The sequence below is a fragment of the Sphingomonas sp. 10B4 genome (genome assembly GCF_035019905.1).
Classification (GTDB): domain Bacteria; phylum Pseudomonadota; class Alphaproteobacteria; order Sphingomonadales; family Sphingomonadaceae; genus Sphingomonas; species Sphingomonas glacialis.
This window is the reverse complement of sequence record NZ_JASJVC010000001.1, coordinates 53,731-80,218: the sequence shown is the minus strand read 5'-3', so window position 1 is coordinate 80,218 and position 26,488 is coordinate 53,731. Positions and strand designations below refer to the sequence as shown.

Below are 26,488 nucleotides of genomic sequence, written 5' to 3'. Positions count from 1 at the left end.
GCGGGTCGATCAGGCTTACCGCTTCAAACGCGGGATGCCGATGAAGTCGCGCTTGCCAAGCTTGACGCCCTGCGCGCGCAGGATGGCGTACGCGGTGGTGGCATGAAAATAGAAGTTCGGCTGCGAGAAGGAGAGCAGGAAATTGGCGCCCGTATACGGCATCCGCGTCTCGCCGAACGCGAACTCGGTATCGCTGTCGGCCAGCGCATCGAATTCGGCGCGGTCGATCGCCTTGAGGCTCGCGATGGCGTCCTGCACGACGCCGTGGAGGCTCGCAAAGTTGGTCGGCCACGGCTTCAGATCCGGGGAGAAGGTGCCCGCGCGGACGCCGTCGATCCCGCCGATCGAATGCGCCGCGCACGACTTCACTTGATAGCCGAACGGCAGCATGTCGGGCGCGAGGCGGGCATCGATCAGCTCGGCCTCGGACGTCCCCTGCTCGGCGCAGAACGCCGCGGCCTTGTCGAGCAGCGCGTCGATCGCCCCGAGGATCTGAAGGTTGGACGGCACCACGGCATCGTATAGCGAAAAGGTCATCGTCCGGCTCCCATTGCGGTCGGCGCCTTATGCAGCGTCGGGCGCTGCGGGTCCACGTCCGTTCTTGACCCGGTTCAACCTCTTATAATGGCAGGCCGACGTAATTCTCCGCCACCGCCGTCTGCATCGCGGTCGAGCTGGCGAGATAGGCGAGCTCGGCGGATTGCATGCGGTGCTCGAACGGGCCATCCTCGGGGAAGCGGTGCATCAGCTTGGTCAGGAACCAGCTGAAGCGCTCGGCCTTCCAGATCCGCGCGAGCGCCTTGGCCTGATAGCCGTCGAGCCCGCTATCGTCGCCGCGCCGGTAATGCGCGATCATCGCCTGGCTGAGATAGGCGACGTCGGACGCGGCGAGGTTGAGCCCCTTCGCCCCGGTCGGCGGGACGATGTGCGCGGAATCGCCCGCGAGAAACAGCCGACCGTAGCGCATCGTCTCGAACACATACGACCGCAGCGGCGCGATCGACATTTCGAGCGCGGGCCCGCGCGTCACTGGCCCGGCGGCGAGCGGCGCGAAACGCGCCTCGAGCTCGTCCCACAACCGCGCCTCGGGCCAGTGCTCGATCCGGTCGGTCAGCGGCACCTGGATGTAATAGCGGCTGCGCGTCGGCGAGCGCATCGAGGCGAGCGCGAAGCCCTTGGGGCCGTTGGCGTAGATCAGTTCGGGATGGCACGGCGGCACGTCGGCGAGGATGCCGAGCCAGCCGAACGGATAGACGCGCTCGAACTCGCGCCGCTCGGCCATCGGGATCGCTTTGCGCGACGGGCCGTGAAAGCCGTCGCAGCCGGCGATGAAATCGGCCTCGATCCGCTGTTCGACGCCGTCGACGCTGAAGGTCACCGCCGCCCGGTCGTTAGTGAGATCATGCAGCGCGACATCCGAAGCACCATAGACGATCTCGATCCCGCGGGCCGGCGCCGCATCCATCAGGTCGCGCGTCACCTCGGTCTGGCCGTAGACGGTGACGCGCTTGCCGGTCAGCGCGGCGATGTCGATGCGGATCAGATGTTCGCCATCGGCGAGGTTGAAGCCGTCTTCGACCATCCCCTCGGCGGTCAGCCGCGCGCCGAGCCCGAGCTGGTGGAGCAGATCGGTCGTGCCGCGTTCGAGCACCCCGGCGCGGATCCGCCCGAGGACGTAATCGGGCGTCTGGCGCTCGATCACGATCACGTCGATCCCCTCGACGCGCAGCAGATGCGCGAGCAGCAGCCCGGCGGGTCCGGCGCCGATCACCGCGACTTGGGTGCGGCGCGTGCTCATGCCGCGAGCTGACGCTCGAGCTGGTCGAGAATGCGGTAGCACGGCAGCACCTGCGCAACGCTTGCATTGGGCTCGCGGCCCTCGCGGATCGCCGCGACGAATTCGCGGTCCTGCAGCTCGATGCCGTTGCTCGACACCGCCACGCCCGACAGGTCGATCGGCTCCTCGCGCCCCGTCACGAGATCGTCGTAGCGCGCGATCCAGGTGCCGTTGTCACAGATTTAGCGGAAGAAGGTGCCGAGCGGCCCGTCATTGTTGAAGCTTAGCGACAGCGTGCAGATCGCGCCGCTCTCGGCCTTGAGCTGGATCGACATATCCATCGCGATGCCAAGCTCGGGATGGAGCGGCCCGGCGATCGCATTCGCCTGGACGATCGGCCCCGCCTGATAGGCGAACAGGTCGACGGTGTGCGCGGCGTGGTGCCAGAGCAGGTGATCCGTCCAGCTGCGTGCTTCGCCCCTGGCGTTCATGTTCTTGCGGCGGAAGAAATAGGTCTGCACGTCCATCTGCTGGACGGCGAGGTCGCCCGCGACGATCTTGTCGTGGATATACTGGTGCGACGGGTTGAAGCGCCGCGTATGGCCGACCATCGCGACGAGGCCGGTCTCCTCGGCCTTCGCCAGCACGGATTCACCGTCGGCGAGGCTGTCGCACAAAGGAATCTCGACCTGGACATGCTTGCCCGCCGCCATGCACTGGATTGCCTGCTCGGCATGCATTTGCGTCGGCGTCGCAAGGATCACCGCATCGAGCCCGGGCTGTTCGAGCGCTTCGCTGAGCTCGGTACAGGCATGCTGCACGCCGTATTTGGCGGCGACCGCCTGGGTCGGCTCCAATCGGCGGCCGACGATCGAAACGACCTCGACTCCGTCGATCTTCTGCAGGGCGTCGAGATGCTTTTCCCCGAAAGCGCCGGCACCGGCGAGGGCGATCTCCATGGCAATGGCTCCAGAACGATATGGCCGACGGCGGTGTTCGACGCCGGCACGTGATAATGACGGTGCAGCTCGCGCACCTCGGGCCCCAGCGCGCCGCGCATGATGAGCCACATGACGAGTTCGATCCCCTCGCTCCCCGCTTCGCGCAGATAGTCGATGTGCGGCATGTGCCGCAAAGCGGCCGGGTCGGCGGTGAGCTTGTCGAGGAAGGCGGTGTCCCATGCCTTGTTGATCAGCCCGGCGCGCGGGCCCTGGAGCTGGTGGCTCATCCCGCCGGTGCCCCAGATCTGCACGTTGAGATCCTCGGGATAACTCGCCACCGCACGCGCGATCGCCTCGCCGAGCAGCCAGCAGCGGTTGCCCGAGGGCGGCGGATAGGTGACGACATTGACCGCGATCGGCACGACCTTGACCGGCCAGGCATCGACCTGCCCGAACATCAGCGACATCGGCACGGTCAGCCCGTGGTCGACCGCCATCGCGTTGATGATCGTCATGTCGAATTCGTCGAGGATGCAGCTCTGCGCGATGTGCCAGGCGAGATCGGCATGGCCCTGCACTTCGGGCACCGGGCGCGGGCCCCAGCCCTCGTCCGCGATCGGAAAGCTCTCGGCACAGCCGATCGCGAAGGTCGGGATGAAGGTCATGTCGAACGCCGAGGCGTGATCGTTATAGACCAGGATCACGACGTCGGGCTTGGTGTCGCGCTCATAGGCCCGCGCGAACTCGTAGCCGGCGAACACCGGCTGCCAATAGGGCTCGTCTGCCTTGCCATTGTCGAGCGCGGCGCCGACTGCGGGGATGTGGCTGGTCGTGATGCCGGCGGTGATGCGGGCCATGTCAGTTCTCCGCCGTCGGCGCGTTGGGGATTTCGGCGGCGATCTCGGCCACCTCGGCGAGCGCCGCTTGCTCGGCATGCGAGCGCAAGCCCTCGGGCGAGCGCCCGCCGCCGAGCATCATCGCGGCATATTCCTCCTGGCTCATGCCGGTCATCGTGCCGGCGGCATATTGGAAGCTCTTGCCGTCGGTGGAGAAGATCTTCGCCAGGAAGTAGATGTTTCCGCCTTCGTCGAGCATCGCATTGTAATCGCGCGCCAGTACGGCCGCCTTCTGTGCTTCGGTCAGCGGCCAGGCGTCGAGATAGGCGCGCTCGTCGGCCTTGAACCTTTCGCGATTTCCGGCCTGCATCAGGCTGAAGGCGAACTGGTTGAGGTGGAAGCCTTTGCGCGCCCGCGCCGCGGTGTAGACGCGCGTGCCGGGGATCGTTTCCAGCTCGGCGAGATAGGCGTGGATGTCGCGTGGTGCCGTCATGCCCTTGCCGCCTCGGCGGCGATCAGGCGGCGGATGATCTGCCGCGCGCGCGTGCCGCCCTCGTCGATATTGTAGGCGTTGAGCTTGAGATCGGGGTTGAGCGCGATCGCGCGCTGCTGCGCCTCGAGGATTTCCTTGTCCTCCAGGAACACGCCGCCCTGCGCGCGCTTGAAACGCGCGGTGAAGCCGGGATCGTCCTGGTCGAAGCTGCGCGCCATGCCCCAGAAATAGTGCATCGTGCCCTCGCTCTCGGGGGTCATGCAATCGACCACCATCCCGCGCACGCCCTGGTCATGGCTCTCGAGCGTCGCGCCCGCGCCGACCGGCGCGACGCCGACGTCGATCATCACCGAGGAGGGCGCGAGGAATTCGCAGATCTGCCAGCGATCCACCGGCCCCGGCTGCTTGAGCGCGCCGCGCCAGAAGGGCGGCGCATCGACGCCCGGCATCCAGCGCGCGACATAGGCGCGGTCGCCCTCGACGCGCGTCTGCAGCGGCGCCTCCATCAGTTCGGGCTGGCCGATCGAGCCCGAATGGACGTGCGTCTCGTGCGTCAGGTCCATCAGATTGTCGATCATCAGCCGGTAGTCGGCCGCGACATGATAATAGCCACCGTCGAAGGTCCAGCCCGGCGTCGAGCATGGCCACAGATCGGGGATCAGCGCTTCATCGGCGCGGGCTTTGTCGCCGACCCACAGCCACACGAAGCGATGCTTCTCGGCGACGACATAGGTCTCGGCACAGACGCGCGTGTTCACGCGGTCGGTCTTGAGCGGCATTTCCTCGGCGACGCCGTCGGGGCCGAGCTTCAGCCCGTGATATTTGCAGCGGATCGAATCGCCCTCGCGGATCCCCATCGACAGCGGCAGCAAGCGGTGCGGGCAGGCATCGCGCATCGCCACCACCTGCCGGTCGAGCTTGCGGTAGAGCATCACCGGCACGCCGCAGATCGTGCGCGCGAGCGGCGTATGGTCGACTTCGCTGTCCCAGCCGGCGACGTACCAGGCGTTGGTGACCCAGGTGCTCACAGCCCGCGCTCCTTCAATTTGGCATCGAGCCGCGGGAAGACGCGGCGCGCATTGCCCGCAAAGATCGCCGCGCGATCCGCCTCGGGGATGGCGAGCGCGTCGACATAGCGCTTGGTGTCGTCGAAATAGTGGCCGGTCTGCGGGTCGATCCCGCGCACCGCGCCGACCATCTCGCTGCCGAACAGGATGTTTTTGCTGTCGATGACTTCGGCGAGCAGATTCACGCCGGGCTGGTGGTAGACGCAGGTGTCGAAGAACACGTTGTTCATCAGATGCGTCGCCAGATCGGGCTGCTTGAGCATGTCGGCGAGCCCGCGGTAGCGCCCCCAATGATAGGGCACCGCCCCGCCGCCATGCGGGATGATGAAACGCAGCGTCGGAAAATCGCGGAACAGGTCGCCCTGGATCAGCTGCATGAAGGCGATCGTGTCGGCGGCGATGTAATAGGCGCCGGTGGCGTGCATCGCCGGATTGCACGATCCCGAGACGTGGATCATCGCGGGCACGTCGAGCTCGACCATCTTCTCGTAGAACGGGTACCAGAAGCGGTCGGTCAGCGGCGGCGCGGTGAAATGGCCGCCACCGGGATCGGGGTTGAGGTTGCAGCCGATGAAGCCAAGCTCGGTCACGCAGCGCTCGAGTTCGGCGATCGAGCCCGCCATGTCGGCCTGCGGGTTCTGCGGCAGCATGCAGACGCCGACGAAGGTCTCGGGATAGAGGTCGCAGACGCGCGCGATCAGGTCGTTCGACACCTGCGCCCATTGCAGCGCGATGCTCTCCTCGCCGACGTGCGGCGCCATCGTCGAGGCGCGCGGGCTGAAGATCGTCATGTCGGCGCCGCGCTCGCGGATCAGCTTGAGCTGGTTCGCCTCGATCGTCGCGCGGATCTCGTCGTCGCTGATCGCGGGGTAGGCCGGGACCGGGGTGCCCGCCTTGAACGCCGCGGTCTGTTCGGCGCGCCACGCGTCATGCTGAGGCGGGGCGGTGGTGTAATGGCCATGGCAGTCGATCACGAGGGTCATGCGGCACATCCGACAGCAGGAGAAAGCCGCGCATTGAGGAGCGCGAGCGTGGAATCGAGGGTATCGGTGGGGACGACGCCGAGTGCGCCGATCGCGCGCTGGCGCTCGGTGGTGGCACGCGCCATCGCCGAGCCGGTGCCGAGCCCATCGAGCGTCTTAACGACTTCGAACATTTCCTCGGCGCGGCGGCCGCCATGGACGATCATCCGTTCGAGATTGTAGGCGCCGCGCTCGGCCCAGGGCCGCGCGCGTTCGCTGGCGTCGAGCGAGGCGAGCACTTCGTCGCGCACCCCCGCCGCTTCGGCCGCGAGCAGGCATTCGGCGGTGAGCGCCTCGAGCCCCTTGACCATCACCGAGCGGATCATCTTGATCGCGCTCGCTGCGCCGATGCTGGCGCCGACGATGCGGACGTTGGTGAAGCCGATCGCGGTGAGGGCCGCGGCGCCGGCCTCGGCATGGGGGCCCGCCACGAGCAGTGGCACCTTGCGGCCGAGGGGATGGACCGGCGCCATCACCGCGACGTCGACATAGCGGCCACCGGCCTGCTCGATCGCTTGCGCGGCGTTGCGCTTGGTTTCGGGGGCGACCGAGTTGAGGTCGCAGAACACAGCGCCCGGGGCGATCGACAGGGCGGTTTCTTCGGCGGCAGCGCGCGCCTGGTCGGCAGTGACGAGCGACAGGATCACCGCCCTGCCCTCGACCGCCTCGCGGTTAGCCATTGCCGCATGCGTCTGGAGTGTAGCGAAATCGGCGAGCTTAGCGGCGCGCGTCGCGGGATCGGCGAGCTTGCGATCATAGCCCGATGACGAGAGGCCACCGGCGAAGGCCATCGCCGCCTCTCCGAAACCGATGAAACTGGGATCTTGCGTCGCCATGCAGCGGTGGTGGCAAACCCGCGCGCGCGCCGCCAATCACAATTGCACGCTGCTATCGGTTTTCCGGAAGTCTCGTTTCTCCAACCGCTGCATGGAGCAGCTGGAGGAAATGCTCTTGCTCGGGCGTGGGCCGCCAATTTTGCCGCACGGTAAGCCCGATCGTCCGCACGGCGTGATCGATCGGAGCCCCGATCTGAGACAGCACGCCGGTCGCGAGCTCGGGCGCGACCTGGTCGGGCGACAGCAGCGTCAGGAAATCGCTGTCGCGCAGCACGCCGCGGATTACCATCACCGATCCGCATTCGATCAGGGCTTCGGGCACAGCGCCGCCAGCGAACAAGCCCTGCCATAACGCGCGCAGCGGTGATCCGTGCGGGGCGGCGATCCACGGATAGCGCAGCAAGTCGGCGGGTTCGGGCGTGCGACCGGCGAGCGGATGATCGACCCGCCCGACGATCACCAGCCGATCCTCGAACAACGGCGTCTGCTCGAGCCCGGCAGGCGCGACGTCGCGCAACGCGCCGATCATCACGTCGATCTCGCCATCGAGCAGCGGCTCGACCAGCTCGCGCCACGACCCCTCACGCACGTCGACCGTCACGCGCGCCTCGCTCCGCGCGAACGCCGCGATCGCGTGTGGCAGCACGAGCGCGCGGCACAAGGGCATCGCGCCGATCGCGATCCGCTCGGCTGCGCCTTCGGGCAGCGCCTCGACCAGACCCGCAGCAAGCTCGAGCACCGCCAGCCGCGCGCCGCGCGCGAGGCGTCGCCCGGCATGCGTCAACGCCACGCCGCGCCCGCGCCGCTCGACCAAAGGCACGCCGTAGAGACTCTCGAGATCGCGCACGGCTCGATGCACCGCCGGCTGCGACTGCCCTTGCTGGAGCGCCGCCGCCGCGAAGCTGCCGGCATTCGCCAAAGCGAGGTACGCGCGCAACTGCGTCGCGGTGATCAGCCGTTCGGGCCGCGCGAACCCCCGCGCCCCGCTCCGCGCACTCGCCCGCGACGCTTCGGCGAGCCGCGCATAAGCGGCGCGGATTCGCACCACCAGCGCGGCGCCCGGCGCGGTCGCGCTCACCCCGTCGGCGCGGCGATCGAGCAAGGCGACGCCGAGCTGCCGCTCGACCTTGGCGATCCCCTGCGTCAGCGCCGGCTGCGACAGATTCTCCGCCTCGGCCGCAAGGCTGATGCTGCCGAGCTCGGTCGCGGTCGCCAGCGCGTGGAGGTGGCGGAGATTGAGGTCGAGCGGATCGTGCGCCATAATCCTCTCATAGTATAATCTTATGGCCGTGCACGAGATTTGATTTGGGGGTTTGGCCGGCGCCGGGCACTCCGACGCCGCAAGGAGAGTGAGCATGGCCGGACGCGTGGTACGCGAGATTTCGCGAGTGGAGCAGAGCGTGATCGATGGTCTCGCCCATGCCGGCGTGGCGACGGTGCACGAGGCGCAAGGGCGCATCGGCCTGCTCGCGCATTACATGCGCCCAATCTATTCCGGAGCGCGGATCGCCGGGTCGGCGGTCACCATCTCGTCGCCGCCGGGCGACAATTGGATGCTCCACGTCGCGATCGAGCAATTGAAGGAGGGCGACATCCTCGTCCTCGCGCCGACCTCGCCGTGTGTCGACGGCTATTTCGGCGACCTGCTGGCGACCAGCGCGATGGCGCGCGGGTGTCGCGGGCTGGTGATCGACGCGGGCGTGCGCGACGTCCGCGACCTCAAGGACATGGCCTTCCCGGTCTGGTCGAAGGCGGTGTTCGCGCAAGGCACGATCAAGGCGACGCTCGGTTCGGTCAACGTGCCGATCGTCTGCGCGGGCGCGGCGATCGCGGCGGGCGACGTGATCGTCGCCGATGACGACGGCGTCTGCGCGGTCAAACGCGCCGATGCGCCCGCGGTGCTCGAAGCGGCGCGCAAGCGCGAGGCGAACGAGGAATCGAAGCGCCAGCGGCTCGCGGCGGGCGAGCTCGGGCTCGACATTTACGACATGCGCGGCAAGCTCGAAGCGCTGGGGCTGCGCTATGAGTGATGGCGTGCGCTGCATGTGGATGCGCGGTGGCACGTCGAAGGGCGCGTTCTTCCTTGCCGAGGATCTGCCCGCCGATCCCGCGGCGCGCGACGCGTTGCTGCTGCGGATCATGGGTTCGCCCGATCCGCGCCAGATCGACGGCATGGGCGGCGCCGATCCGCTCACGTCGAAGGTCGCGGTCGTCTCGAAATCGGCGCGCGAGGGCGTCGACGTCGACTATCTCTTCCTCCAGGTGTTCGTCGATCAGCCGCTCGTCAGCGACAGCCAGAATTGCGGCAACATGCTCGCCGGTGTCGGCCCGTTCGCGGTCGAGCGCGGGCTGGTGACGCCGAGCGGCGACGAAACCCGCGTCGCGATCTTCATGGAGAATACGGGACAAGTCGCGGTCGCCACGCTGCAGACGCCGGGCGGCCAGGTCCGCTACGATGGCGCTGCCGCGATCAGCGGCGTCCCCGGCGCCGCCGCGCCGATCTCGCTCGCGTTTCGCGATACCGCCGGATCGTCGTGCGGCGCGCTGCTGCCGACCGGCAACGGCGTCGACACGATCGATGGCGTTCAGGTCACGCTGATCGACAATGGCATGCCCTGCGTCGTCTTCGCAGCCACCGATGTCGGCGTCACCGGGTATGAAGACCGCGAGACGCTCGATGCGAACGCCGCGATGAAGGCGAAGATCGAGGCGATCCGCCTGAAGGCCGGGCCGCTGATGAACCTCGGCGACGTCACCGAAAAATCGGTCCCCAAGATGATGCTCGTTGCAGCGCCCAAGGATGGCGGCGCGATCGCGGTGCGCTCGCTCATCCCGCACCGCGTCCATGCCTCGATCGGCGTGCTCGGTGCGGTGAGTGTCGCGACCGCGTGCCTGATCGAGGGCTCGCCCGCCGCCGCGCTCGCGCACGTGCCCGACGGCAATACCAAGACGCTCGGCGTCGAGCACCCCAGCGGCGTCACCGAATGCGTCGTGACGATCGACGCTAACGGCCAACCGGTGGAGGCAGGCATGCTGCGCACCGCGCGCAAGTTGATGGACGGAGAGGTTTTCGCATGAGCCGCACCAAGACCTGGGTCGACCAGCCGAGCGCGCCCGCTTACGCCCCGCCCCCCGGCGCGATCGACGCGCACGTCCACGTCTTCGGGCCCGAGGCCGACTTCCCGTTCAGCCCCAAGGCGAAATATCACCCCGAGGACGCCACGCCCGAAATGCTGTTCGCGCTCCGCGAGCAGCTCGGCTTCGCGCGCAACGTGATCGTCCAGGCGAGCTGCCACGGCACCGACAATGCAGCGACGTTAAACGCAATCGCCAAGTCCGACGGCCTAGCGCGCGGGGTCGCGGTGGTCAGCCCCGATATCGACGATGCCGAACTGCAGAGGCTCCACGACGGCGGCATCCGCGGCGTGCGCTTCAACTTCCTCAAGCGCCTCGTCGACGATGCGCCCAAGGACAAGTTCCTCGACATCGTACGGCGCATCGCCCCGCTCGGCTGGCACGTCGTCGTCTATTTCGAGGCGGACATTCTCGAGGAGTTAGAACCTTTCCTCGCCGCGATCCCGACGACGATCGTGGTCGATCACCTCGGCCGGCCCGACATCGCGCAGGGCCCCGGCGGCGCCGACATCACGCGCTTCGTGCAGCTGCTCGACGATCACCCCAACATCTGGACCAAGGTATCGGGCGCCGAGCGGCTGTCGCCGCAGGGCCCGCCGTTCGACGATTTCGTCGCGGTGATCCGCCCGGTGGTCGAGCGCTTCCCCGACCGCGTGCTGTGGGGCACCGACTGGCCGCACCCCAATATGGAGCATCGCATCCCCGACGACGGCACGCTGGTCGACGTCATCCCGCGAATCGCTCCGACTGCCGAGTTGCAGCGCAAGCTTCTGGTCGACAATCCGATGCGGCTGTATTGGCCCGAGGAATTGGGCTGACCCGCCCATTGCATTCGGAGCTGCCATGACCCTGCCGACCCGTTCGATCGGCCCGTTCACCGTCTCGGCGATCGGGCTTGGCTGCATGAACCTCAGCCATGCTTACGGCGTGCCACCGAGCGCAGAAGACGGCGCGCGCTTGCTCAACGCGGCGCTCGATCGCGGCTACACGCTGCTCGACACCGCGGCGCTTTATGGCGGCGGCGAGAATGAGCGGCTGATCGGGCGCGCGGTGATGCATCGCCGCGCCGAATTCACGCTGTCCTCGAAATGCGTGCTCGACTTGGTCGATGGTAAGCGCATCCTCGACGCAACGCCAGCCGCGATCACGCGCACGCTCGACGGCGCGCTGGGGCGGCTCGGGACCGACCATATCGACCTCTATTACATGCACCGCCTCGACCGGAAGGTGCCGATCGAGGAGTCGGTCGGCGCCTTGGTCCGCGCCAAGGAAGCGGGCAAGATCGGCGCAATCGGGCTGTCGGAAATGTCCGCGGAGACGATCCGCCGTGCGCACGCGGTCCATCCGATCGCGGCGGTGCAGTCCGAATATTCGCCCGCAGTGCGCAATCCCGAAGTCGCCGTGCTCGATGCCTGCGCCGAGCTCGACATCGCGCTCGTCGCTTTCTCGCCGGTGGCGCGCGGGCTGCTCGCGGGCGCGGTCCACGACGACAGCTATGCCGAGGGTGACATCCGCCGCCCCATGCCGCGCTTCGTCGAGCCGCTGCTGTCACAGAATCTGAAGACCGTGGCGGACTTCGACGCGCTTGCCGCGCAAGCGGGGCTGACGCCGGCGCAACTCGCGCTCGGCTGGGTGCTGGCGCAGCGGCCGTTCACCGTGCCGATTCCGGGGACGACCAGCTTGGCGCATCTCGCCGAAAATCTCGCCGCGGCAGAACGCCCGCTCGCCGCCGATCTGGTCGCTGCGGTCGACCGTCTGTTTCCGGCGGGGGCGCTCAAGGGCGCACGCTATCCCGCAGCGATGCAAGCGCAGATCGATACCGAAACCCTGCCGGGCGAAGAGCTCGCGGCCTAGGCAGGGCGTATCCCGGCGGCCGATGATCGCCGGCCGCGCGAATGACCGATTGGCAATCCGTCGCGCCGGAGCTACAACCATGATCGGGAAGCGTTTTCGCGTCCCGATGATCGCGCCGGTGCCCCGCGAGGGGCTTGAATGGGAATGCGGTGCGGGGTTCGCCCCAAATCCGCGGCTGTCCCTGCAACTGTGAGCGGTGAGCGACGGCGTCAGGCTCCACTCAGGAGCAGCCACTGGGATACCGCATCCAGCGATGCGCTCCTGGGAAGGCGATGCCCGAGCTTTGACCCGCAAGCCAGGAGACCTGCCGGCGATAAGGTCGCTCTTGCTTCGGCCCAGGGGATGGCTGCGGCACGGTTCTCCGTCTGAGCGACGAGCCTGTGTGGCTGGGGCCGCATCGGTGTGCGCTTGCGGGGGGCTTTCGGCGCCCATCGAAGGCGTGCGCCGACCGACATGAGGTCCCCGCCGGTCGTTGCCAGAGCCGTGGGAATCCCGATGTCCGATCTTACGAAAATCCCCGTTACCATCGTCACCGGCTTTCTCGGCGCGGGCAAGACGACGCTCATCAGCCATCTAATCCGCCAGTCGGGCGGTCGCCGGCTCGCGGTGATCGTCAACGAATTCGGCACGCTCGGCGTCGACGGCGATATCCTCCAGGGCTGTGCGATCCCCGATTGCCCAGCGGAGAATATCGTCGAGCTCGCCAATGGCTGCATCTGCTGCACCGTCGCCAACGATTTCATCCCGACCGTCGAGACTCTGCTCGCGCTCGACCCGCGACCCGACCATATCCTGATCGAAACCTCGGGGCTCGCTTTGCCAAAGCCGCTGCTCAAGGCGTTCGACTGGCCGGCGATCCGCTCGCGGATCACCGTCGACGGTGTCATCGCGCTCGCCGATGCCGAGGCGGTCGCCGCCGGACGCTTCGCCCCCGATCTCGCGGCACTCGATGCGCAGCGCGCCGCCGATCCCAGCATCGACCATGAAACCCCGCTGTCCGAAGTGTTCGAGGATCAGCTCGCCTGCGCCGATATGGTACTCCTCACCAAATGCGACTTGGCCGGTCCCGAGGGCATCGCTGCGGCGCGCGCGGTGATCGCCGCCGAGACGCCGCGCGCGCTGCCCGTGCTCGAACTGATCGACGGCGTCGTCGATCCGCGCATCGTGCTCGGCATCGGCGCGGCGGCGGAGGACGATATCGCCGCGCGCCCGTCGCATCACGATGGCGCGGACGAGCACGAGCATGACGATTTCGACAGCATCGTGCTCGACCTCGGCGAGATCGCCGCGCCCGATGACCTTGCCGCGCGGATCGAGACGCTCGGCGGCGGTGGCGAGGTGCTGCGCGTGAAGGGCTATGCCGCGGTGGCGGGCAAGCCGATGCGGCTGCTGGTCCAGGCGGTGGGCGCGCGCGTCCGCACGCATTACGACCGGCCGTGGCGGAGCGACGAACCCCGCGCCACGCGCCTGGTGGTGATCGCCGAGCGCGATCGGCTCGACCCCGCGGCAATCCGGGCGGCGCTGCAGGGCTGACGCCGCGATGCACGTCATCTTCCGCGAAACCCACGGGTTGGAGGAGAGCGCATCGCCGCGCGATCTGGGGCAGGACGCCGCCGATCTCGTGCTCTTGTCGTTTTCCGACAGCGATCTCGGCGCGTTCGCGGCCGGGTGGCGCAGCGCCGTGGCGGATGCGGGCGATGCCGCGCTGCCGAGCGTACGGCTCGCCAATCTCGCCGAGCTGACGCACCCGCTGTCGGTCGACACCTATGTCGAGCGCACCTTGGCGGGCGCGAAGGGCATCCTGATCCGGCTGATCGGCGGCGCGGCCTATTGGTCCTATGGGTTGCAACAGGTCGCGGCGCTGGCGCGGCGCGAGGGAATCGCGCTGGCGGTGATCCCGGCCGATGGACGCCGCGACGAACGGCTCGAGGCCGCGTCGACGGTGCCGGTCTCGACGCTGCATCGGATCGCGCAGCTGTGCGATATCGGCGGCGCGGCGGCGGCGCAGGCGGCGCTTGCGCAGTTCGCGCTGGCATCGGGCTGCTATGTGCGACCGCTTCACGGCGCGCGCGCTATCGCGCCGGTCGGGGGGTGGCAAGCCGGGCGCGGCATCGTCTGCCCCGCGGCGTTCGCGCTCACTGCGACGCGGCTGCGGATCCTGATCGTCTTCTACCGATCGTATCTCACCGCCGCCGATCTCGACCCGATCGCCGCGCTGCAAGCTGGGTTCGAGGCGCGCGGCTGCGACGTCCTTGCGCTGTTCGCGCCGTCGCTCAAGGACCCGGAAGCGAGCGGATGGATGCGGCGCTGGGTCGCGAGCCTCGCGCCTGCCGCGATCATCAATGCCACCGCGTTCTCAGCGCGCGATGAAACCGGCACCACGCCGCTCGATGGGGCGGGCGTGCCGGTGTTCCAGGTTGCGCTCGCCACATCGGATCGCGCGGCCTGGGCAGGCGCGCAGCGCGGGCTGTCGCCGGTTGATCTGGCGATGCATGTCGTGCTGCCCGAGGTCGATGGCCGCCTGTTCGCGGGCGTCGCGAGCTTCAAGGACGACGCGCCGTTCGATCCCGACCTGCAATTCGCGCGCCGCGAGCATCGTGCCGATCCCGCGCGGATCATCGCGATTGTGGCGCGGGTCCTTGGCTGGATCTCGCTCGCCCAGACTCCGGTGGGGGAGCGACGGCTCGCGATCGTCGTCTCGACCTATCCGGGCAAGACGCACCAGATGGCGCACGCGGTCGGCCTCGACGCGGTCGCCTCGGTCGCGGCGATGCTGGAGGATCTCGCTGGAGCCGGCTATGCGACCGGACCCGGCCCCGCCGATCTGCCCGTCCTGCTCGCGACGCGGACGCTCGACTGGCCGGTCGCGGAATATCGTGCGGCATTGCTCGGGTTGCCGGCGACGTTGCGCCAGGATCTCTTCGCCGCGTGGGGCGAGCCGGAGGGCGACCCTACCGTCAGCGAAGGCCAGTTTCGTTTTGCCGCCTATGCCAGCGGCGAGAGCATCGTCGCGCTGCAACCCGAACGCGGGCGTCCTGCAGTCCGGTCGGACGAATATCACGACCTGTCGCGCTGCCCGCGCCACGGGTACGTCGCCTTCTACCTCTGGCTGCAGGCGCGCGGCACGCACGCGCTGGTCCATGTCGGCGCGCACGGCACGCTCGAATGGCTGCCGGGCAAGGCGGTCGCGCTGTCGAACGCCTGCTGGCCCGAGGCGCTGACCGGCGCGCTGCCCGTGATCTACCCGTTCATCGTCAACGATCCGGGCGAAGCGGCGCAGGCCAAGCGCCGCATCGGCGCGGTGACGATCGGGCATGTCCCCCCCCCGCTCGAACGCAGCGGGAGCGGCGCCGGGCTTGGGCGGCTCGAGGTTTTGCTCGACGAATTCTCCAACGCCGACGGGCTCGATCCGCCGCGACGTGCGCGGCTGCGCGGCGACATCCGCGACGAGGCGCGCGCGCTCGGGCTCGACGGGGTGCTCGGCCTCGACGCGGCGCGCTCGGATGCCGAGGCGATCACGCGGATCGACACCTTCGTCTGCGACGTCAAGGACAGCCAGTTCGGCGACGGGCTCCACGTCTTCGGTCGCGAGCACCAAGGTGCGGCGGAACGCGACGGACTGCTCGCCGCGCTCGATGGGCGACGTGTGGCGGCGGGGCCATCGGGCTCACCGTGGCGCGGGCGAAGCGACGTGCTGCCGACCGGACGCAACCTCTACACCACCGATCCACGCGCGGTGCCGTCGCGCTCGGCGCACGCGCAGGGCGTGCGGCTCGCTGACGAACTGATCCGCCGCCACTTGCAGGATCAGGGCGACTATCCGCGCGCGCTCGTCATCGACCTGTGGGGATCGGCGACGATGCGCACCGCGGGCGAGGAGTTCGCGATGGCGCTCCATCTGCTCGGCGCAGAGCCGGTGTGGGACATGGGGTCGGAGCGCATAACCGGGGTCGAAATCCTGCCGCTGCTGTTGCTCGACCGGCCGCGGATCGATGTCACGCTGCGCATATCCGGCCTGTTCCGCGATGCTTTCCCGACGCTGTGCGTTATGTTCGGCCAGGCGGTGCGCGCGATTGCCGCGCGCGACGAGCCCGCCGATCGCAACCCGTTCGTGGGCGCGCCGGCCGCAGCGCGCGTGTTCGGTCCCGCGCCCGGTCGTTATGGCGTCGGCCTGGGCGACAGCGTCGACACCTACACGCCCGAGGCGCGCCGATCGGCTGGCGAAGCGTGGCTCGCCGCTTCGTCGCACGCGTTCGATGGCCAGGCTGAACACGCGGATCCCGCCGGGATCCGCGCGCGGATCGCTGCGGCCGATCTGTTCGTCCATGTCCAGGACCTGCCCGAAACCGACCTGCTGCTCGCCGCCGATTATGCCGCGCACGAAGCCGGCTTCGCTGCCGCGCAGGCGGTGACGGGCGGCAATGCGGCGGCCTATCACCTCGATGCGACCGATCCCGATCGTCCGCGCGCGCGGCCGCTTCCCGAAGAAATCGCGCGCGTCGTCCGCGCGCGCGCCGCACATCCTGGCTGGATCGCCGGGATGATGCGCCACGGCTATCGCGGTGCGGCGGAGATCGCGGCGACGCTCGATCATCTCGGCAGCTTCGCGCATCTCGCGGGCGCGGTGACGCCCGAATCGTTCGACCTCTATTTCGACGCGACGCTGGCGCGCGACGATGTCCGCGCGTTCATCGCGGAGGCCAACCCGGGTGCGCTCGCGGCGATGGAGGCGCGGTTTGCGGCTTTGCGCACGGCGGGCCTGTGGCAGACGCGGCGCAATTCGATCCTCGCGCAACTGGACGGCGCGGCATGAGCGCGGTGCGTGGCTGGTGCCCGACCGCGTGGCGGCCGATGGCGGCGGGCGACGGCTTGCTGGTGCGCGTGCGGCCGCGGCTCGGGCGGCTCGACCGTGACCAGATACTCGGCCTGTGCGCGGCGGCGGTGCAGTACGGCAACGGCCAGATCGACGTGACCAATCGGGCGAATTTGCAGATTCGCGGGGCTACCGACTCCAGTTGGGAAGCGCTTGTCGCCGCGCTGGTGAACCTGGCTTTGGTCGATCCCGATCCACAACGCGAAGCCCGCCGGGCGATCCTCGTCGCGCCCGACTGGCAGACAAGCGACGACACGTATCGCATCGCTACCGAACTCAAGGTCCGCCTCGCAGAACTTCCCGAGTTGCCGGGCAAGGTCGGCTTTGCAATCGACGCTGGTGCCGCACCGATCCTGACGACCGCGCCCGCCGACTTTCGTATCGAACGCGCCGCCACAGGCCGTCTGATCCTGCGAGCGGAAGGCCGCGAGACTGGCGTTGCGATCGCGCTCGGCAAAGAAGTCGATGCGCTGATCGCGCTCGCCCAGTGGTTCGTCGCCACCGGCGGCGCGGAGGCCGGTCGGATGGCGCGCCATACAGCACCGCTCCCCGGCTGGGCGAACGGCGACGATCACCCCGCCCCGCCCGGAGCGCCGCTTGCCCCCGGCCGCCATCCGCTCGGTGCCGCGCAGCCGCTTCCGTTCGGCCGGATCGATGCCGACACCTTCATCGCGATGCTGGCCACCTCGCCCGCCAGCGCCGTCCGCACCACGCCGTGGCGCCTACTGCTGATCGAAGGCGCAACCCACATCCCCGCCCCCGACCCGCTCGCCGCGACCGATGCCTGTGTCGGCGCACCCGCCTGCCCGCAAGCCAGTGTGACGACACGCGACCTTGCCACCCGGCTCGCCCCGTTCGTCACCGGCCACCTCCACGTCTCGGGGTGCGCCAAGGGCTGCGCGCGTGCCGCCCCCGCTTCCGTCGTGCTGACCGGCCGCGACGGGCGCTACGACCTCGCGTTCGACGCCCGCGCCGGGTCGCCGCCGGCGCGCGCGGGCCTCGACGTGCGCCAGATTCTCGACCATTTCGGAGCCGCCTGATGCCGCATGTCTATGAGACCGATGGCGCCGCAATCTATCGCCAGTCGTTCGCTACGATCCGCGCCGAAGCCGCGCTGTCGCGCTTCGACCGCGACGAGGAACCCGTCGCGGTACGGATGATCCACGCCGCCGGGCTGGTCGAGCTCGCAGCCCAAATCCGCTTCTCGCCTGGCTTCGCCAGCGTCGCGCGGACGGCGCTTCAAGCCGGCGCGCCGATCCTGTGCGACGCGCGCATGGTCACCGAAGGGATCACGCGCGCGCGCCTGCCCGCCGACAATGCCGTAATCTGCACGCTCCACGCGCCCGAGACGCTCGAACTCGCCTGCGCGATGGGCAACACGCGCTCGGCTGCCGCGCTCGAACTGTGGCGCCCGCATCTCGCCGGCGCGCTGGTCGCGATCGGCAACGCGCCGACCGCCTTGTTCCATTTGCTCAACATGCTCGAAGACCCGGCGTGCCCGCGCCCCGCCGCGATCATCGGCTGCCCCGTCGGCTTCGTCGGCGCGATGGAGTCGAAGGCGGCGTTGTGGGCCGAACAGCCAGTGCCGTGCGTCATCGTCGAGGGGCGGATGGGCGGCAGCGCGATCACCGTCGCCGCGATCAACGCGCTGGCGAGCCGCGCCGAATGACCTGCGGCACCATCCATGGCGTCGGCCTCGGCCCCGGCGCGCAGGATCTGATGAGCGTGCGCGCCGACCGGCTGGTGCGCCAGGCGCGCCACATCGCCTTCTTCCGCAAGGCCGGGCGCCCCGGCCATGCGCGCTGTATCGTCGAGGGGATGCTGCGCGACGACGCGGTCGAATTCGCGATGGAATATCCCGTCACCACCGAGATCCCGCTCACCGACCCGCGCTACAACGCCCAGCTGAGCGGCTTCTACGCCGAGTGCGCGCAACACCTCGCGACGCTGGCGCAGGGCGGCGCGGATGTCGTCGTGCTGTGCGAGGGCGATCCGTTCTTCTACGGGTCGTTCATGCACCTTCACAGCCGCCTGACCGGACTCGTGCCCGTCCAGGTCGTCCCCGGCATCACCGGCATGTCGGGCGCGTGGACCGCGAGCGCGAGTCCGATCACCTGGGGCGACGACGTGCTGACCGTGCTGACCGCGACGATGCCCGAGGCCGAGCTCGCGCGGCGCATCCGCGATACCGACGCGCTGGTGGTGATGAAGATCGGCCGCCACCTCGGCAAATTGCGCCGGGCCGTCGCCGCTGCGGGGCGCGAGGATGCCGCCTGGTTGGTCGAACATGCCGCAATGCCCGACCAGCGCGTCACGCGGCTGGTCGATGCGGGCGCGGTCGCCCCCTATTTCGCGATCCTGCTGATCCACGGGCAAGGGCGGCGACCGTGACCGGCTGGCTCGCCATCGCCGGGCTGGGGCCGGGCGACGCGGCGCTGGTGACGCCCGAGGTGAGCGCGGCGCTCGCCGAGGCGAGCGATGTGATCGGCTACATCCCCTATGTCGCGCGCGTTGCGCCACGCGACGGGCTGACGCTGCATCCGTCGGACAATCGCGTCGAGCTCGAGCGCGCGCGGCACGCACTCGAGCTCGCGCTCGCCGGGCATCGCGTCGTCGTCGTGTCGTCGGGCGATCCCGGCGTGTTCGCGATGGCGGCGGCGGTGTTCGAGGCGATCGAACAGGGCGCGCCCGAATGGCGGACGCTCGACGTCCGGGTGCTTCCCGGCATTACCGCGATGCTCGCCGCCGCCGCGCGCGCCGGCGCGCCGCTGGGCCACGATTTCTGCGCGATCAACCTTTCCGACAATCTCAAGCCGCAGGCGGTGATCGATCGCCGCGTGCGGCTCGCGGCGGAGGCCGATTTCGCGATCGCCTTCTACAATCCGCGCTCGAAGGCGCGGCCCGACGGGTTGGTTTCGGCGCTGGCGATCCTGCGCGAGACCTGTGCCGACGCGCGCCCGGTGCTCTTCGCGCGCGCCGTCTCGACGCCCGACGAGCAGCTCGATGTCGTCGCGCTGCCAGAGGCTCGCGCGGAGATGGCCGACATGCGCACGGTGGTCATCGTCGGCTCGAGCCGCACGCGCATAATCCCCGGAACGCGCTTCCTCTATACGCCGCGGTCGGCGGCATGACCAATCCAGGCCAGTACCGCCGCTACATCGTGGACCTCGAGCCATTGGGGCAACGGCGGGCGATCAATCATCACGACCGGCACGCCCAGGCTGCGCGCGGCGATCAGCTTCGCCTGCGCGCCGGTGCCGCCGGCATCCTTGCAGACGATCAGATCGATCGCGTTCTCCCGCAGCAGCGCGACATCGCCCGTGACGGTGAAGGGGCCGCGATCGACGACCAGCCGATAGTCGGGCAGCGCGACCGGCGCAGACGGGATATCGACGAAGCGGAGCAAGTAGCCATGCTGCGGTTGCGCCGCGAAGGCCGCGACATGCATCCGCCCCAGCGCAAGCATCACGTCTCGGGGCGGACCGGCAAGGGCAGCGACCGCCGCGGGAATATCGGCGACGCGGATCCAGCGGTCGCCATCCTCTTCGACCCAACCGGGACGGCTCAGCGCAATGTGCGGTACCCCCGCCAGCGTCGCGGCGGAGACGGCGTTCGCGCTCATCTGCGCGGCGAAGGGATGCGTCGCATCGACCAGATGCGTGGCCTGAGCCTCGCGCAGCCACTCCACCAAGCCAGCGACGCCGCCGAAACCGCCGACCCGCACCGCCACCGGTTGCGGCTTCGGGCTGGCGACGCGCCCGGCATAGCTCAGCGTCGCGGGCACGCCGCGTTCGGCGAGCGCGGTCGCGAGCGCGCTGGCTTCGGTCGTGCCACCAAGGATCAGGACGTGCGTCATGGCTGAGGGTGTCGGCAATCCGTGGCTGACGATCGTCGGGATCGGCGAGGATGGACCGGCAGGCCTGTCCGCCGCAAGCCGCGATGCGATCGCGCAGGCCGATTGGCTGACGGGGGCGGCGCGGCACCTCGCCTTGCTCGCCGATCCCGGGTGCGAAACGGCGTGCTGGCCGGTCCCCTTCGCCGACGGCATCGCGTCGGTACTTGCGCGGCGTGGGCGCCGGGTGGTGATGCTCGTGTCGGGCGATCCGTTCTGGTTCGGCGCGGGGTCGGTCGTCACGCGGCAGCTGGCGCCGCACGAATGGGTGGCGCACCCTGCCCCGTCGAGCTTCGCGCTTGCTGCGGCCCGGCTCGGCTGGGCGATCGAGGAGACGCAGTGCCTCGGCCTCCACGCCGCGCCGTTCCAGCGGCTGCGCCAGCATCTCGCGCCCGGCCGCCGCGCGATCGTCACGGTTCGCGATGGCGCGGCGGTCGCAGGGCTGGCCGGCTATCTGACCGGATGCGGCTTTGGCGACAGCGCGCTGTGGATCCTCGAGGCGCTTGGCGGGCCGCGTGAACGCATCCGTCAGACCGGCGCTTCTTCAGAAGCGTTCGCTGACATCCAGCATCCGGTCGCTGTCGCGATCGAGGTTGCTGGCGAGGGCGCGGTACTGCCAGGCGCCAGCGGCCGACCCGACGACTGGTTTGCGCATGACGGACAGATCACCAAGCAACCGGTCCGCGCGCTTACCCTCTCGGCGCTCGCTCCGCGTCCGGGGGAATTGCTGTGGGACATCGGCGCCGGATCAGGGTCGATCGCAATCGAATGGCTGCTCTGCGCCCCATCGATGCGCGCGCTGGCGTTCGAAGCCGACCCGTCCCGTGCCGCCCGCGCGCGCGACAATGCCGCCGCGCTCGGCATGGATCGGCTTCGCATTGTCGATGGTCGTGTGCCGGATACGCTTGCCGGCGAGCCCATCCCCGATGCGGTCGTGATCGGCGGCGGGTTGTCCGAAGCGTTGCTCGTGTGGCTGTGGCAGCATCTGCCATCGGGTACGCGGCTCGTCGCAAACGCCGTCACGCTCGAATCCGAGGCGCTGCTCTCGCAGTCGCAGCGCGATAAGGGCGGCGACTTGCTGCGGATCGAACTCGCGCGGGCCGCCCCGATCGGCACTCGGCGTGGCTGGCGTTCGAACTATCCCATCGTGCAGTGGAGCGTGGCGCTGTGATCGTCGCAGGCTTCGGCTATCGCACCGGCGCACGCGAGGAATCGCTGTCTGCAGCGCTTGACCTGGCGCGCGCCGGACATCCGCCGGTCACAGCGCTCGCGGCGCCATCCGACAAGACTGCGCTGCTCGCCGCGCTCGCCGAAGCGATGGGCATCCCGCTGCTCGCAGTTGCACCGCCAGCATTGCGCGCCACGCCGACCGCGACCCAATCCCCCGCCAGCCTCGCCGCACGCGGCGCGGGCAGCGTGGCCGAAGCCGCCGCGCTCGCCGCCGCAGGCCCCGGCGCTCGTCTGATCGCGCAGCGCCATATCTCCCCCGACCGCATGGCCAGCTGCGCCATCGCCGAAAGTCCTGATCCATGACCGTCCATTTCATCGGCGCCGGCCCCGGCGCGCCCGACCTGCTGACGCTGCGCGGGCGCGACCGCATCGCCGGGTCGCCGGTCTGCCTCTATGCCGGGTCGCTCGTCCCGCAGGCGCTGCTCGACCATTGCCCGCCGGGCGCGCGGATCGTGAACACAGCGCCGCTGTCGCTCGACGCGATCGTCGCCGAGATCGCGGCGGCGGATGCGGCGGGCCAGGACGTCGCGCGGCTCCATTCGGGCGATCTCTCGATCTGGTCGGCGATGGGCGAGCAACTCCGCCGCCTGCGTGCGCTCGACATTCCGTTCACGATCACGCCGGGCGTCCCCGCCTTCGCCGCCGCCGCCGCCGCGCTCGAGGCCGAGCTGACGCTGCCCGGCCTGACGCAATCGGTCGTGCTGACGCGCACCCCGGGCCGCGCGAGCACGATGCCGCCCGCCGAGCGCCTTACCACCTTCGCCACCACCGGCGCGACGCTCGCGATCCATTTGTCGATCCACGCGCTCGATCGCGTCGTCGCCGACCTCATCCCCGCTTACGGGCCGGAGTGCCCGGTCGCGATCGTGTGGCGCGCGAGCTGGCCCGACGAGCGGATCGTCCGCGCGACGCTCGCGACGATCGCGACTGCTGCGGCGGACGGCCCCGAACGCACTGCGCTGATCCTCGTCGGCCGCGTGCTCGCCGCGGACGATTTCATCGAAAGCAGCCTCTACGCCCCCGGCTACGACCGCCGCTTCCGCCCGCAGAGCGCCACCTCCCCCTTCAGCGAGTCCGCGACATGACCCCCGGCCTGATGATCGCCGCGCCCGCCTCGGGCACCGGCAAGACCACGGTGATGCTCGGCCTGCTCCGCGCGCTTAGCGACGACGGCTTGAGCGTCCAGCCGTTCAAAAGCGGCCCAGATTATATCGACCCCGCCTTCCACCATGCGGCAAGCGGCCGGCGATCGTTCAACCTCGACAGTTGGGCGATGCCCGAGCCGATGCTCCACAGCCTCGCCGCCAGCGCGCGCGACGCCGATCTCGTGCTGGCCGAGGGATCGATGGGGCTGTTCGACGGCGTCGCGGCGGCGGGCGCGACGGGCAACGGCGCCAGCGCCGACATAGCGCGGCGGATGGGATGGCCAGTCGTGCTCGTCATCGACGTGTCGGGCCAGGCACAATCCGCCGCCGCGACCGCGCTCGGCTTCGCGCGCTACGATCCCGATCTGCGGATCGCGGGCGTGATCCTCAACCGCGTGGCGAGCCCGCGCCACGACCGGCTCGCGCGCAGCGGGATGGCGGCGGCAGGCATCCGCGTGTTCGGCGCGCTGCCGCGGCGGAGCGACCTCACGCTCCCCGAACGGCATCTGGGTTTGGTGCAGGCCGGCGAACATGCCGATCTCGACGCGCGCATCGCACAGTACGCGACCTTCCTGCGCGAGCATGTCGACCTCGCCGCATTGCGCGAGGCCGCATCAGCTAAACCTCACATCGCGTCCGAAGAATGGCGTTTCGCACCCCCCGCACAGCGCATCGCGCTCGCACAGGACGCTGCGTTCTCATTTACTTACCCGCATATCCTCGATGCGTGGCGTAACGCGGGCGCGGAGATCCTGCCCTTCTCGCCACTCGCCGACGAGGCGCCCAACGCCAGCGCAGACCTCGTCTGGCTGCCCGGCGGCTACCCCGAGCTCCACGCCGGTCGCCTCGCCGCCGCTTCGACCTTCCAAGCCGGCCTCGCCGAGCATGCCCGCACCCGCGCGATCCATGGCGAGTGCGGCGGCTATATGGCACTCGGCGAGGCGCTGATCGATGCCGACGGGACCAGCCACCGGATGGCGGGGCTGCTCGGGCTCGTGACGAGCTATGCGAAACGCAAAATGCATCTCGGCTATCGCCATGCCACGCTGCTCGCACCGATGGCGGGGCTGCCCGGCGGCACGGCGCTGCGTGGCCACGAATTCCATTATTCGACGATCCTCGATCAGCCCGACGCCGCACTCGCGCATGTCGTCGATGCCGAGGGCACGGCCGTCGCCGAATCCGGATCGTATCGCGGGCGGGTCTCGGGCACCTTCTTCCACCTGATCGCGCCCGCACAGTGAGCGGCTTCGTCTCCTTCGTCGGATCGGGCCCGGGCGATCCCGAACTGCTGACGCTCAAAGCCGTCGCGCGGCTGCAGGCGGCCGATGTCGTGCTGTTCGACGATCTCTCGTCAGGCCCGCTTCTAGGCCATATCCGCCCCGGCGCCGAGCTCGTTGCGGTCGGCAAGCGCGCCGGGCGCGCCTCGCCGAGCCAGGCGCATGTCTCGCAATTGCTGGTCGATCATGCCGCGACCGGCGCGCGCGTCGTCCGGCTCAAGTCGGGCGACCCGGCAATCTTCGGGCGGCTCGAGGAAGAGATCGTCGCACTTCGCGCCGCGGGGATCGCGTTCGAGATCGTCCCCGGCGTCACCTCCGCTTCGGCCGCGGCCGCCGCCGCCGCGATCCCGCTGACTCGCCGGCTCAGCGCGCGGCGGGTGCAGTTCGTCACCGGGCACGACATCACCGGCGGCTTGCCCGGCGCGCTCAACATGGCCGCACTCGCCGATGCCGAGGCGACCACGGTGATCTTCATGCCCAAACGCACCTTCGCCGCGCTCGTCGCGCGCCTCGTCGAGCACGGCCTGCCGCCGACCACCCCCGCCCTGCTCGCGGAAAATGTCGGGCATCCCGATCAGCGGCTGCTCCGCTCGACGATCAGCGAGCTGGCGGAAAGCCTCGCGACCGACATCGGCACGGCGCCGGCGCTGATCCTCTATGGCCCGCTGATGGAGGAAGAGGCGCCATGATCGACCTCGATCTGATCGGCATCGGCACGGGCAATCCCGATCACCTCACGCGCCAGGCCGAGGCGGCGATGAACGCCGCCGACCTGATCCTGCTGCCGCGCAAGGGCGACGCCAAGTCGGACTTGATCGACCTGCGCCGCACACTCTGCGCCACCGCGCTAACGCGGCCGGTTCGGATCGTCGAGTTCGACCTGCCGATTCGTGACGCGACTGGTGAATACCTTGCAGCCGTGGGCGACTGGCACGATGCGATCGCCGCGACCTGGGCGACACAGATCGCCGAGCACCTGCCGCAGGGCGGTCGGCTCGCGTTGCTCGTCTGGGGCGATCCCTCGCTCTACGACAGCACGCTGCGCATCGCCGAGCGGCTGCGGGCGGACGGCATGGCGCTGCGTGTCCAGCTCATCCCCGGCATCACCAGCCTGCAGGCGCTGACTGCCGCGCATGCGATCCCGCTCAACACGCTCGGCGCGCCGGTGGTCATCACCACCGGTCGCCGGCTGCGCGAGCATGGCTGGCCCGAGGCGGCCGACAGCGTCGCGGTGATGCTCGACGGTGATTGCGGCTTCACCACGCTGGCGCCGGAGTGTGCCGCGATCTGGTGGGGCGCCTATCTCGGCATGCCACACGAGGCGCTGATCGCCGGCTCGCTTGGCGACGTTGCCGAGGAGATCGTGGAGCGCCGCGCGGCGTTGCGCGCCGAGCATGGCTGGATCATGGACATCTATCTGCTGCGCCGGACAGCACCGCCATGACGCCACCGGTCTTCGATGCCGCGTTCGTCGCGCGACTGGATGACCTGTTCCGCTGGCGGCGCGACGTCCGGCATTTCGATACGCGGCCGATCCCCGAACGCGATCTGCAGGACCTGATCGCGACGGTCGCCTTTGCGCCGTCGGTCGGCAATGCGCAGCCCTGGCGGATCATCCGCATCCGTTCACCGGCGTTGCGCGACCGTCTTGCCGAGCATGTCGATACGGCCAGCCACGCCGCGGCCGATCGCCTCGTCGATCCGGCGCGCCGCGCGCACTATTCCACGCTGAAGCTCCACGGCCTGCGCGAGGCCCCCGAGATCCTGGCGGTGTTCAACGCGCTCGATCCACTGGCCGGCCACGGCCTTGGCCGCGCGACGATCGCCGCGACGTTGCGCGACTCCACGGTCACCGCGATCCATACGCTCTGGCTCGCGGCGCACGCGCGCGGCTACGGTCTCGGCTGGGTGTCGATCCTCGATGCAGAGGCGGTGACGGCGCTGCTTGACGTGCCGGCGACTTGGTCGTTCGTCGCCCTGCTGTGCCTCGGCACGCCGCTCGCCCCCTCCGACATTCCCGAGCTCGAACGCCGCGACTGGCAAGCGCGCGAACCGCTCGCCGATCGCCTCTTCGAGCGCTGACGATTCGCGCTTGCCCGCGCGCGGT

General features: G+C 69.5%; 25 protein-coding genes, 2 pseudogenes and 1 riboswitch. Of the genes and pseudogenes, 17 read left to right on the top strand and 10 right to left on the bottom strand.

Going from position 1 to position 26,488, the window contains the following annotated elements; genetic code table 11:
• Positions 1–15 precede the first annotated feature (15 nt).
• The 9 genes and pseudogenes from QN347_RS00345 to QN347_RS00305 form a co-directional block, all read right to left on the bottom strand.
• Positions 16–537 (bottom strand): DUF1993 domain-containing protein, encoded by a 522-nt coding sequence (locus QN347_RS00345; protein ID WP_322164018.1) that lies wholly within the window; start codon positions 535–537, stop codon positions 16–18.
• An 82-nt stretch (positions 538–619) separates the two neighbouring features.
• On the bottom strand, positions 620–1,798 hold the full coding sequence (gene pobA / locus QN347_RS00340; protein WP_322164019.1) for a 4-hydroxybenzoate 3-monooxygenase: 1,179 nt from the start codon (positions 1,796–1,798) through the stop codon (positions 620–622).
• Positions 1,795–2,736, bottom strand: a pseudogene (locus QN347_RS00335) (Gfo/Idh/MocA family oxidoreductase). The gene pobA and the pseudogene QN347_RS00335 overlap by 4 nt, the downstream one beginning before the upstream one ends.
• Positions 2,737–2,738: 2 nt before the next feature.
• Positions 2,739–3,575: pseudogene (locus QN347_RS00330) on the bottom strand (class III extradiol dioxygenase subunit beta); the annotation flags it as partial.
• A 1-nt stretch (position 3,576) separates the two neighbouring features.
• Complete coding sequence (ligA, locus tag QN347_RS00325) at positions 3,577–4,047, bottom strand: protocatechuate 4,5-dioxygenase subunit alpha (protein WP_322164020.1); 471 nt, start codon at positions 4,045–4,047, stop codon at positions 3,577–3,579.
• Entirely contained in the window at positions 4,044–5,075 is a 1,032-nt protein-coding gene (locus tag QN347_RS00320; RefSeq protein ID WP_322164021.1) for an aromatic ring-hydroxylating dioxygenase subunit alpha, read from the bottom strand. Before QN347_RS00320 ends, ligA begins: the two co-directional genes overlap by 4 nt.
• A complete protein-coding gene (locus QN347_RS00315) occupies positions 5,072–6,097 on the bottom strand; it encodes an amidohydrolase family protein (RefSeq protein WP_322164022.1) in 1,026 nt (341 codons plus the stop codon). The genes QN347_RS00320 and QN347_RS00315 overlap by 4 nt, the downstream gene beginning before the upstream one ends.
• Entirely contained in the window at positions 6,094–6,972 is an 879-nt protein-coding gene (locus QN347_RS00310; protein WP_322164023.1) for an NAD(P)-dependent oxidoreductase, read from the bottom strand. The genes QN347_RS00315 and QN347_RS00310 overlap by 4 nt, the downstream gene beginning before the upstream one ends.
• A 52-nt stretch (positions 6,973–7,024) precedes the next feature.
• Positions 7,025–8,233 (bottom strand): LysR family transcriptional regulator, encoded by a 1,209-nt coding sequence (locus QN347_RS00305; RefSeq protein WP_322164024.1) that lies wholly within the window; start codon positions 8,231–8,233, stop codon positions 7,025–7,027.
• A 94-nt stretch (positions 8,234–8,327) separates the two neighbouring features.
• Here QN347_RS00305 and QN347_RS00300 point away from each other — a divergent pair, with 94 nt between their 5' ends.
• From QN347_RS00300 to cobJ, 10 genes are all read left to right on the top strand, one after another.
• The gene (locus QN347_RS00300) at positions 8,328–9,002 is read left to right on the top strand and encodes a 4-carboxy-4-hydroxy-2-oxoadipate aldolase/oxaloacetate decarboxylase (protein ID WP_322164025.1); all 675 of its coding nucleotides are present in this window, start codon (positions 8,328–8,330) and stop codon (positions 9,000–9,002) included.
• Positions 8,995–10,050 carry a 4-oxalomesaconate tautomerase gene (locus QN347_RS00295; RefSeq protein WP_322164026.1) on the top strand — a complete coding sequence of 352 codons (1,056 nt, stop codon included), beginning with the start codon at positions 8,995–8,997 and terminating at the stop codon, positions 10,048–10,050. Before QN347_RS00300 ends, QN347_RS00295 begins: the two co-directional genes overlap by 8 nt.
• Positions 10,047–10,925 carry an amidohydrolase family protein gene (locus tag QN347_RS00290; protein WP_322164028.1) on the top strand — a complete coding sequence of 293 codons (879 nt, stop codon included), beginning with the start codon at positions 10,047–10,049 and terminating at the stop codon, positions 10,923–10,925. Before QN347_RS00295 ends, QN347_RS00290 begins: the two co-directional genes overlap by 4 nt.
• A 25-nt stretch (positions 10,926–10,950) precedes the next feature.
• Complete coding sequence (locus QN347_RS00285) at positions 10,951–11,961, top strand: aldo/keto reductase (protein WP_322164029.1); 1,011 nt, start codon at positions 10,951–10,953, stop codon at positions 11,959–11,961.
• Between the two features lie 99 nt (positions 11,962–12,060).
• Positions 12,061–12,288, top strand: a riboswitch (cobalamin riboswitch).
• Positions 12,289–12,456: 168 nt separating this feature from the next.
• Entirely contained in the window at positions 12,457–13,494 is a 1,038-nt protein-coding gene (gene cobW / locus QN347_RS00280; protein WP_322164030.1) for a cobalamin biosynthesis protein CobW, read from the top strand.
• A gap of 7 nt (positions 13,495–13,501) precedes the next feature.
• Complete coding sequence (gene cobN, locus QN347_RS00275; protein ID WP_322164032.1) at positions 13,502–16,774, top strand: cobaltochelatase subunit CobN; 3,273 nt, start codon at positions 13,502–13,504, stop codon at positions 16,772–16,774.
• Positions 16,771–17,874 (top strand): cobalamin biosynthesis protein CobG, encoded by a 1,104-nt coding sequence (locus QN347_RS00270; RefSeq protein WP_322164034.1) that lies wholly within the window; start codon positions 16,771–16,773, stop codon positions 17,872–17,874. Before cobN ends, QN347_RS00270 begins: the two co-directional genes overlap by 4 nt.
• On the top strand, positions 17,874–18,503 hold the full coding sequence (locus QN347_RS00265; RefSeq protein WP_322164035.1) for a precorrin-8X methylmutase: 630 nt from the start codon (positions 17,874–17,876) through the stop codon (positions 18,501–18,503). The genes QN347_RS00270 and QN347_RS00265 overlap by 1 nt, the downstream gene beginning before the upstream one ends.
• On the top strand, positions 18,500–19,225 hold the full coding sequence (gene cobI / locus QN347_RS00260; protein ID WP_322164036.1) for a precorrin-2 C(20)-methyltransferase: 726 nt from the start codon (positions 18,500–18,502) through the stop codon (positions 19,223–19,225). The genes QN347_RS00265 and cobI overlap by 4 nt, the downstream gene beginning before the upstream one ends.
• Positions 19,222–19,965, top strand: coding sequence for a precorrin-3B C(17)-methyltransferase (cobJ, locus tag QN347_RS00255; RefSeq protein ID WP_322164037.1), 744 nt, complete (start codon positions 19,222–19,224; stop codon positions 19,963–19,965). The genes cobI and cobJ overlap by 4 nt, the downstream gene beginning before the upstream one ends.
• Here the strand turns inward: cobJ and QN347_RS00250 are convergent.
• Complete coding sequence (locus QN347_RS00250; protein ID WP_322164038.1) at positions 19,941–20,690, bottom strand: cobalt-precorrin-6A reductase; 750 nt, start codon at positions 20,688–20,690, stop codon at positions 19,941–19,943. The two genes, cobJ and QN347_RS00250, sit on opposite strands and share 25 nt — an antisense overlap.
• On the opposite strand from QN347_RS00250, the gene cbiE reads away from it, so the two are divergent.
• The 7 genes from cbiE to bluB are packed head-to-tail and all read left to right on the top strand — an operon-like array spanning position 20,689 to position 26,463.
• On the top strand, positions 20,689–21,897 hold the full coding sequence (gene cbiE, locus QN347_RS00245; RefSeq protein WP_322164039.1) for a precorrin-6y C5,15-methyltransferase (decarboxylating) subunit CbiE: 1,209 nt from the start codon (positions 20,689–20,691) through the stop codon (positions 21,895–21,897). The two genes, QN347_RS00250 and cbiE, sit on opposite strands and share 2 nt — an antisense overlap.
• Positions 21,879–22,259, top strand: a complete 381-nt coding sequence (locus QN347_RS00240; protein WP_323493941.1) for a cobalamin biosynthesis protein — start codon at positions 21,879–21,881, stop codon at positions 22,257–22,259. Before cbiE ends, QN347_RS00240 begins: the two co-directional genes overlap by 19 nt.
• On the top strand, positions 22,256–23,041 hold the full coding sequence (gene cobM, locus QN347_RS00235) for a precorrin-4 C(11)-methyltransferase (RefSeq protein WP_322164041.1): 786 nt from the start codon (positions 22,256–22,258) through the stop codon (positions 23,039–23,041). Before QN347_RS00240 ends, cobM begins: the two co-directional genes overlap by 4 nt.
• Positions 23,038–24,345, top strand: coding sequence for a cobyrinate a,c-diamide synthase (locus QN347_RS00230; protein ID WP_322164042.1), 1,308 nt, complete (start codon positions 23,038–23,040; stop codon positions 24,343–24,345). Before cobM ends, QN347_RS00230 begins: the two co-directional genes overlap by 4 nt.
• Positions 24,342–25,070 (top strand): uroporphyrinogen-III C-methyltransferase, encoded by a 729-nt coding sequence (gene cobA / locus QN347_RS00225; RefSeq protein WP_322164043.1) that lies wholly within the window; start codon positions 24,342–24,344, stop codon positions 25,068–25,070. Before QN347_RS00230 ends, cobA begins: the two co-directional genes overlap by 4 nt.
• Positions 25,067–25,825, top strand: coding sequence for a precorrin-6A synthase (deacetylating) (gene cobF / locus QN347_RS00220; protein ID WP_322164044.1), 759 nt, complete (start codon positions 25,067–25,069; stop codon positions 25,823–25,825). Before cobA ends, cobF begins: the two co-directional genes overlap by 4 nt.
• The gene (gene bluB / locus QN347_RS00215) at positions 25,822–26,463 is read left to right on the top strand and encodes a 5,6-dimethylbenzimidazole synthase (protein ID WP_322164045.1); all 642 of its coding nucleotides are present in this window, start codon (positions 25,822–25,824) and stop codon (positions 26,461–26,463) included. Before cobF ends, bluB begins: the two co-directional genes overlap by 4 nt.
• The last annotated feature ends 25 nt before the right edge of the window (positions 26,464–26,488 follow it).

Excerpts from the sequence above, each read along its gene's own strand:
- QN347_RS00345 (WP_322164018.1), bottom strand. The coding sequence starts at position 537 with ATGACCTTTTCGCTATACGATGCCGTGGTGCCGTCCAACCTTCAGATC.
- pobA (WP_322164019.1), bottom strand. The coding sequence starts at position 1,798 with ATGAGCACGCGCCGCACCCAAGTCGCGGTGATCGGCGCCGGACCCGCC.
- ligA (WP_322164020.1), bottom strand. The coding sequence starts at position 4,047 with ATGACGGCACCACGCGACATCCACGCCTATCTCGCCGAGCTGGAAACG.
- QN347_RS00315 (WP_322164022.1), bottom strand. The coding sequence starts at position 6,097 with ATGACCCTCGTGATCGACTGCCATGGCCATTACACCACCGCCCCGCCT.
- QN347_RS00310 (WP_322164023.1), bottom strand. The coding sequence starts at position 6,972 with ATGGCGACGCAAGATCCCAGTTTCATCGGTTTCGGAGAGGCGGCGATG.
- QN347_RS00305 (WP_322164024.1), bottom strand. The coding sequence starts at position 8,233 with ATGGCGCACGATCCGCTCGACCTCAATCTCCGCCACCTCCACGCGCTG.
- QN347_RS00300 (WP_322164025.1), top strand. The coding sequence starts at position 8,328 with ATGGCCGGACGCGTGGTACGCGAGATTTCGCGAGTGGAGCAGAGCGTG.
- QN347_RS00295 (WP_322164026.1), top strand. The coding sequence starts at position 8,995 with ATGAGTGATGGCGTGCGCTGCATGTGGATGCGCGGTGGCACGTCGAAG.
- QN347_RS00290 (WP_322164028.1), top strand. The coding sequence starts at position 10,047 with ATGAGCCGCACCAAGACCTGGGTCGACCAGCCGAGCGCGCCCGCTTAC.
- QN347_RS00285 (WP_322164029.1), top strand. The coding sequence starts at position 10,951 with ATGACCCTGCCGACCCGTTCGATCGGCCCGTTCACCGTCTCGGCGATC.
- cobW (WP_322164030.1), top strand. The coding sequence starts at position 12,457 with ATGTCCGATCTTACGAAAATCCCCGTTACCATCGTCACCGGCTTTCTC.
- cobN (WP_322164032.1), top strand. The coding sequence starts at position 13,502 with ATGCACGTCATCTTCCGCGAAACCCACGGGTTGGAGGAGAGCGCATCG.
- QN347_RS00270 (WP_322164034.1), top strand. The coding sequence starts at position 16,771 with ATGAGCGCGGTGCGTGGCTGGTGCCCGACCGCGTGGCGGCCGATGGCG.
- QN347_RS00265 (WP_322164035.1), top strand. The coding sequence starts at position 17,874 with ATGCCGCATGTCTATGAGACCGATGGCGCCGCAATCTATCGCCAGTCG.
- cobI (WP_322164036.1), top strand. The coding sequence starts at position 18,500 with ATGACCTGCGGCACCATCCATGGCGTCGGCCTCGGCCCCGGCGCGCAG.
- cbiE (WP_322164039.1), top strand. The coding sequence starts at position 20,689 with ATGGCTGAGGGTGTCGGCAATCCGTGGCTGACGATCGTCGGGATCGGC.
- QN347_RS00250 (WP_322164038.1), bottom strand. The coding sequence starts at position 20,690 with ATGACGCACGTCCTGATCCTTGGTGGCACGACCGAAGCCAGCGCGCTC.
- cobM (WP_322164041.1), top strand. The coding sequence starts at position 22,256 with ATGACCGTCCATTTCATCGGCGCCGGCCCCGGCGCGCCCGACCTGCTG.
- QN347_RS00230 (WP_322164042.1), top strand. The coding sequence starts at position 23,038 with ATGACCCCCGGCCTGATGATCGCCGCGCCCGCCTCGGGCACCGGCAAG.
- cobF (WP_322164044.1), top strand. The coding sequence starts at position 25,067 with ATGATCGACCTCGATCTGATCGGCATCGGCACGGGCAATCCCGATCAC.
- bluB (WP_322164045.1), top strand. The coding sequence starts at position 25,822 with ATGACGCCACCGGTCTTCGATGCCGCGTTCGTCGCGCGACTGGATGAC.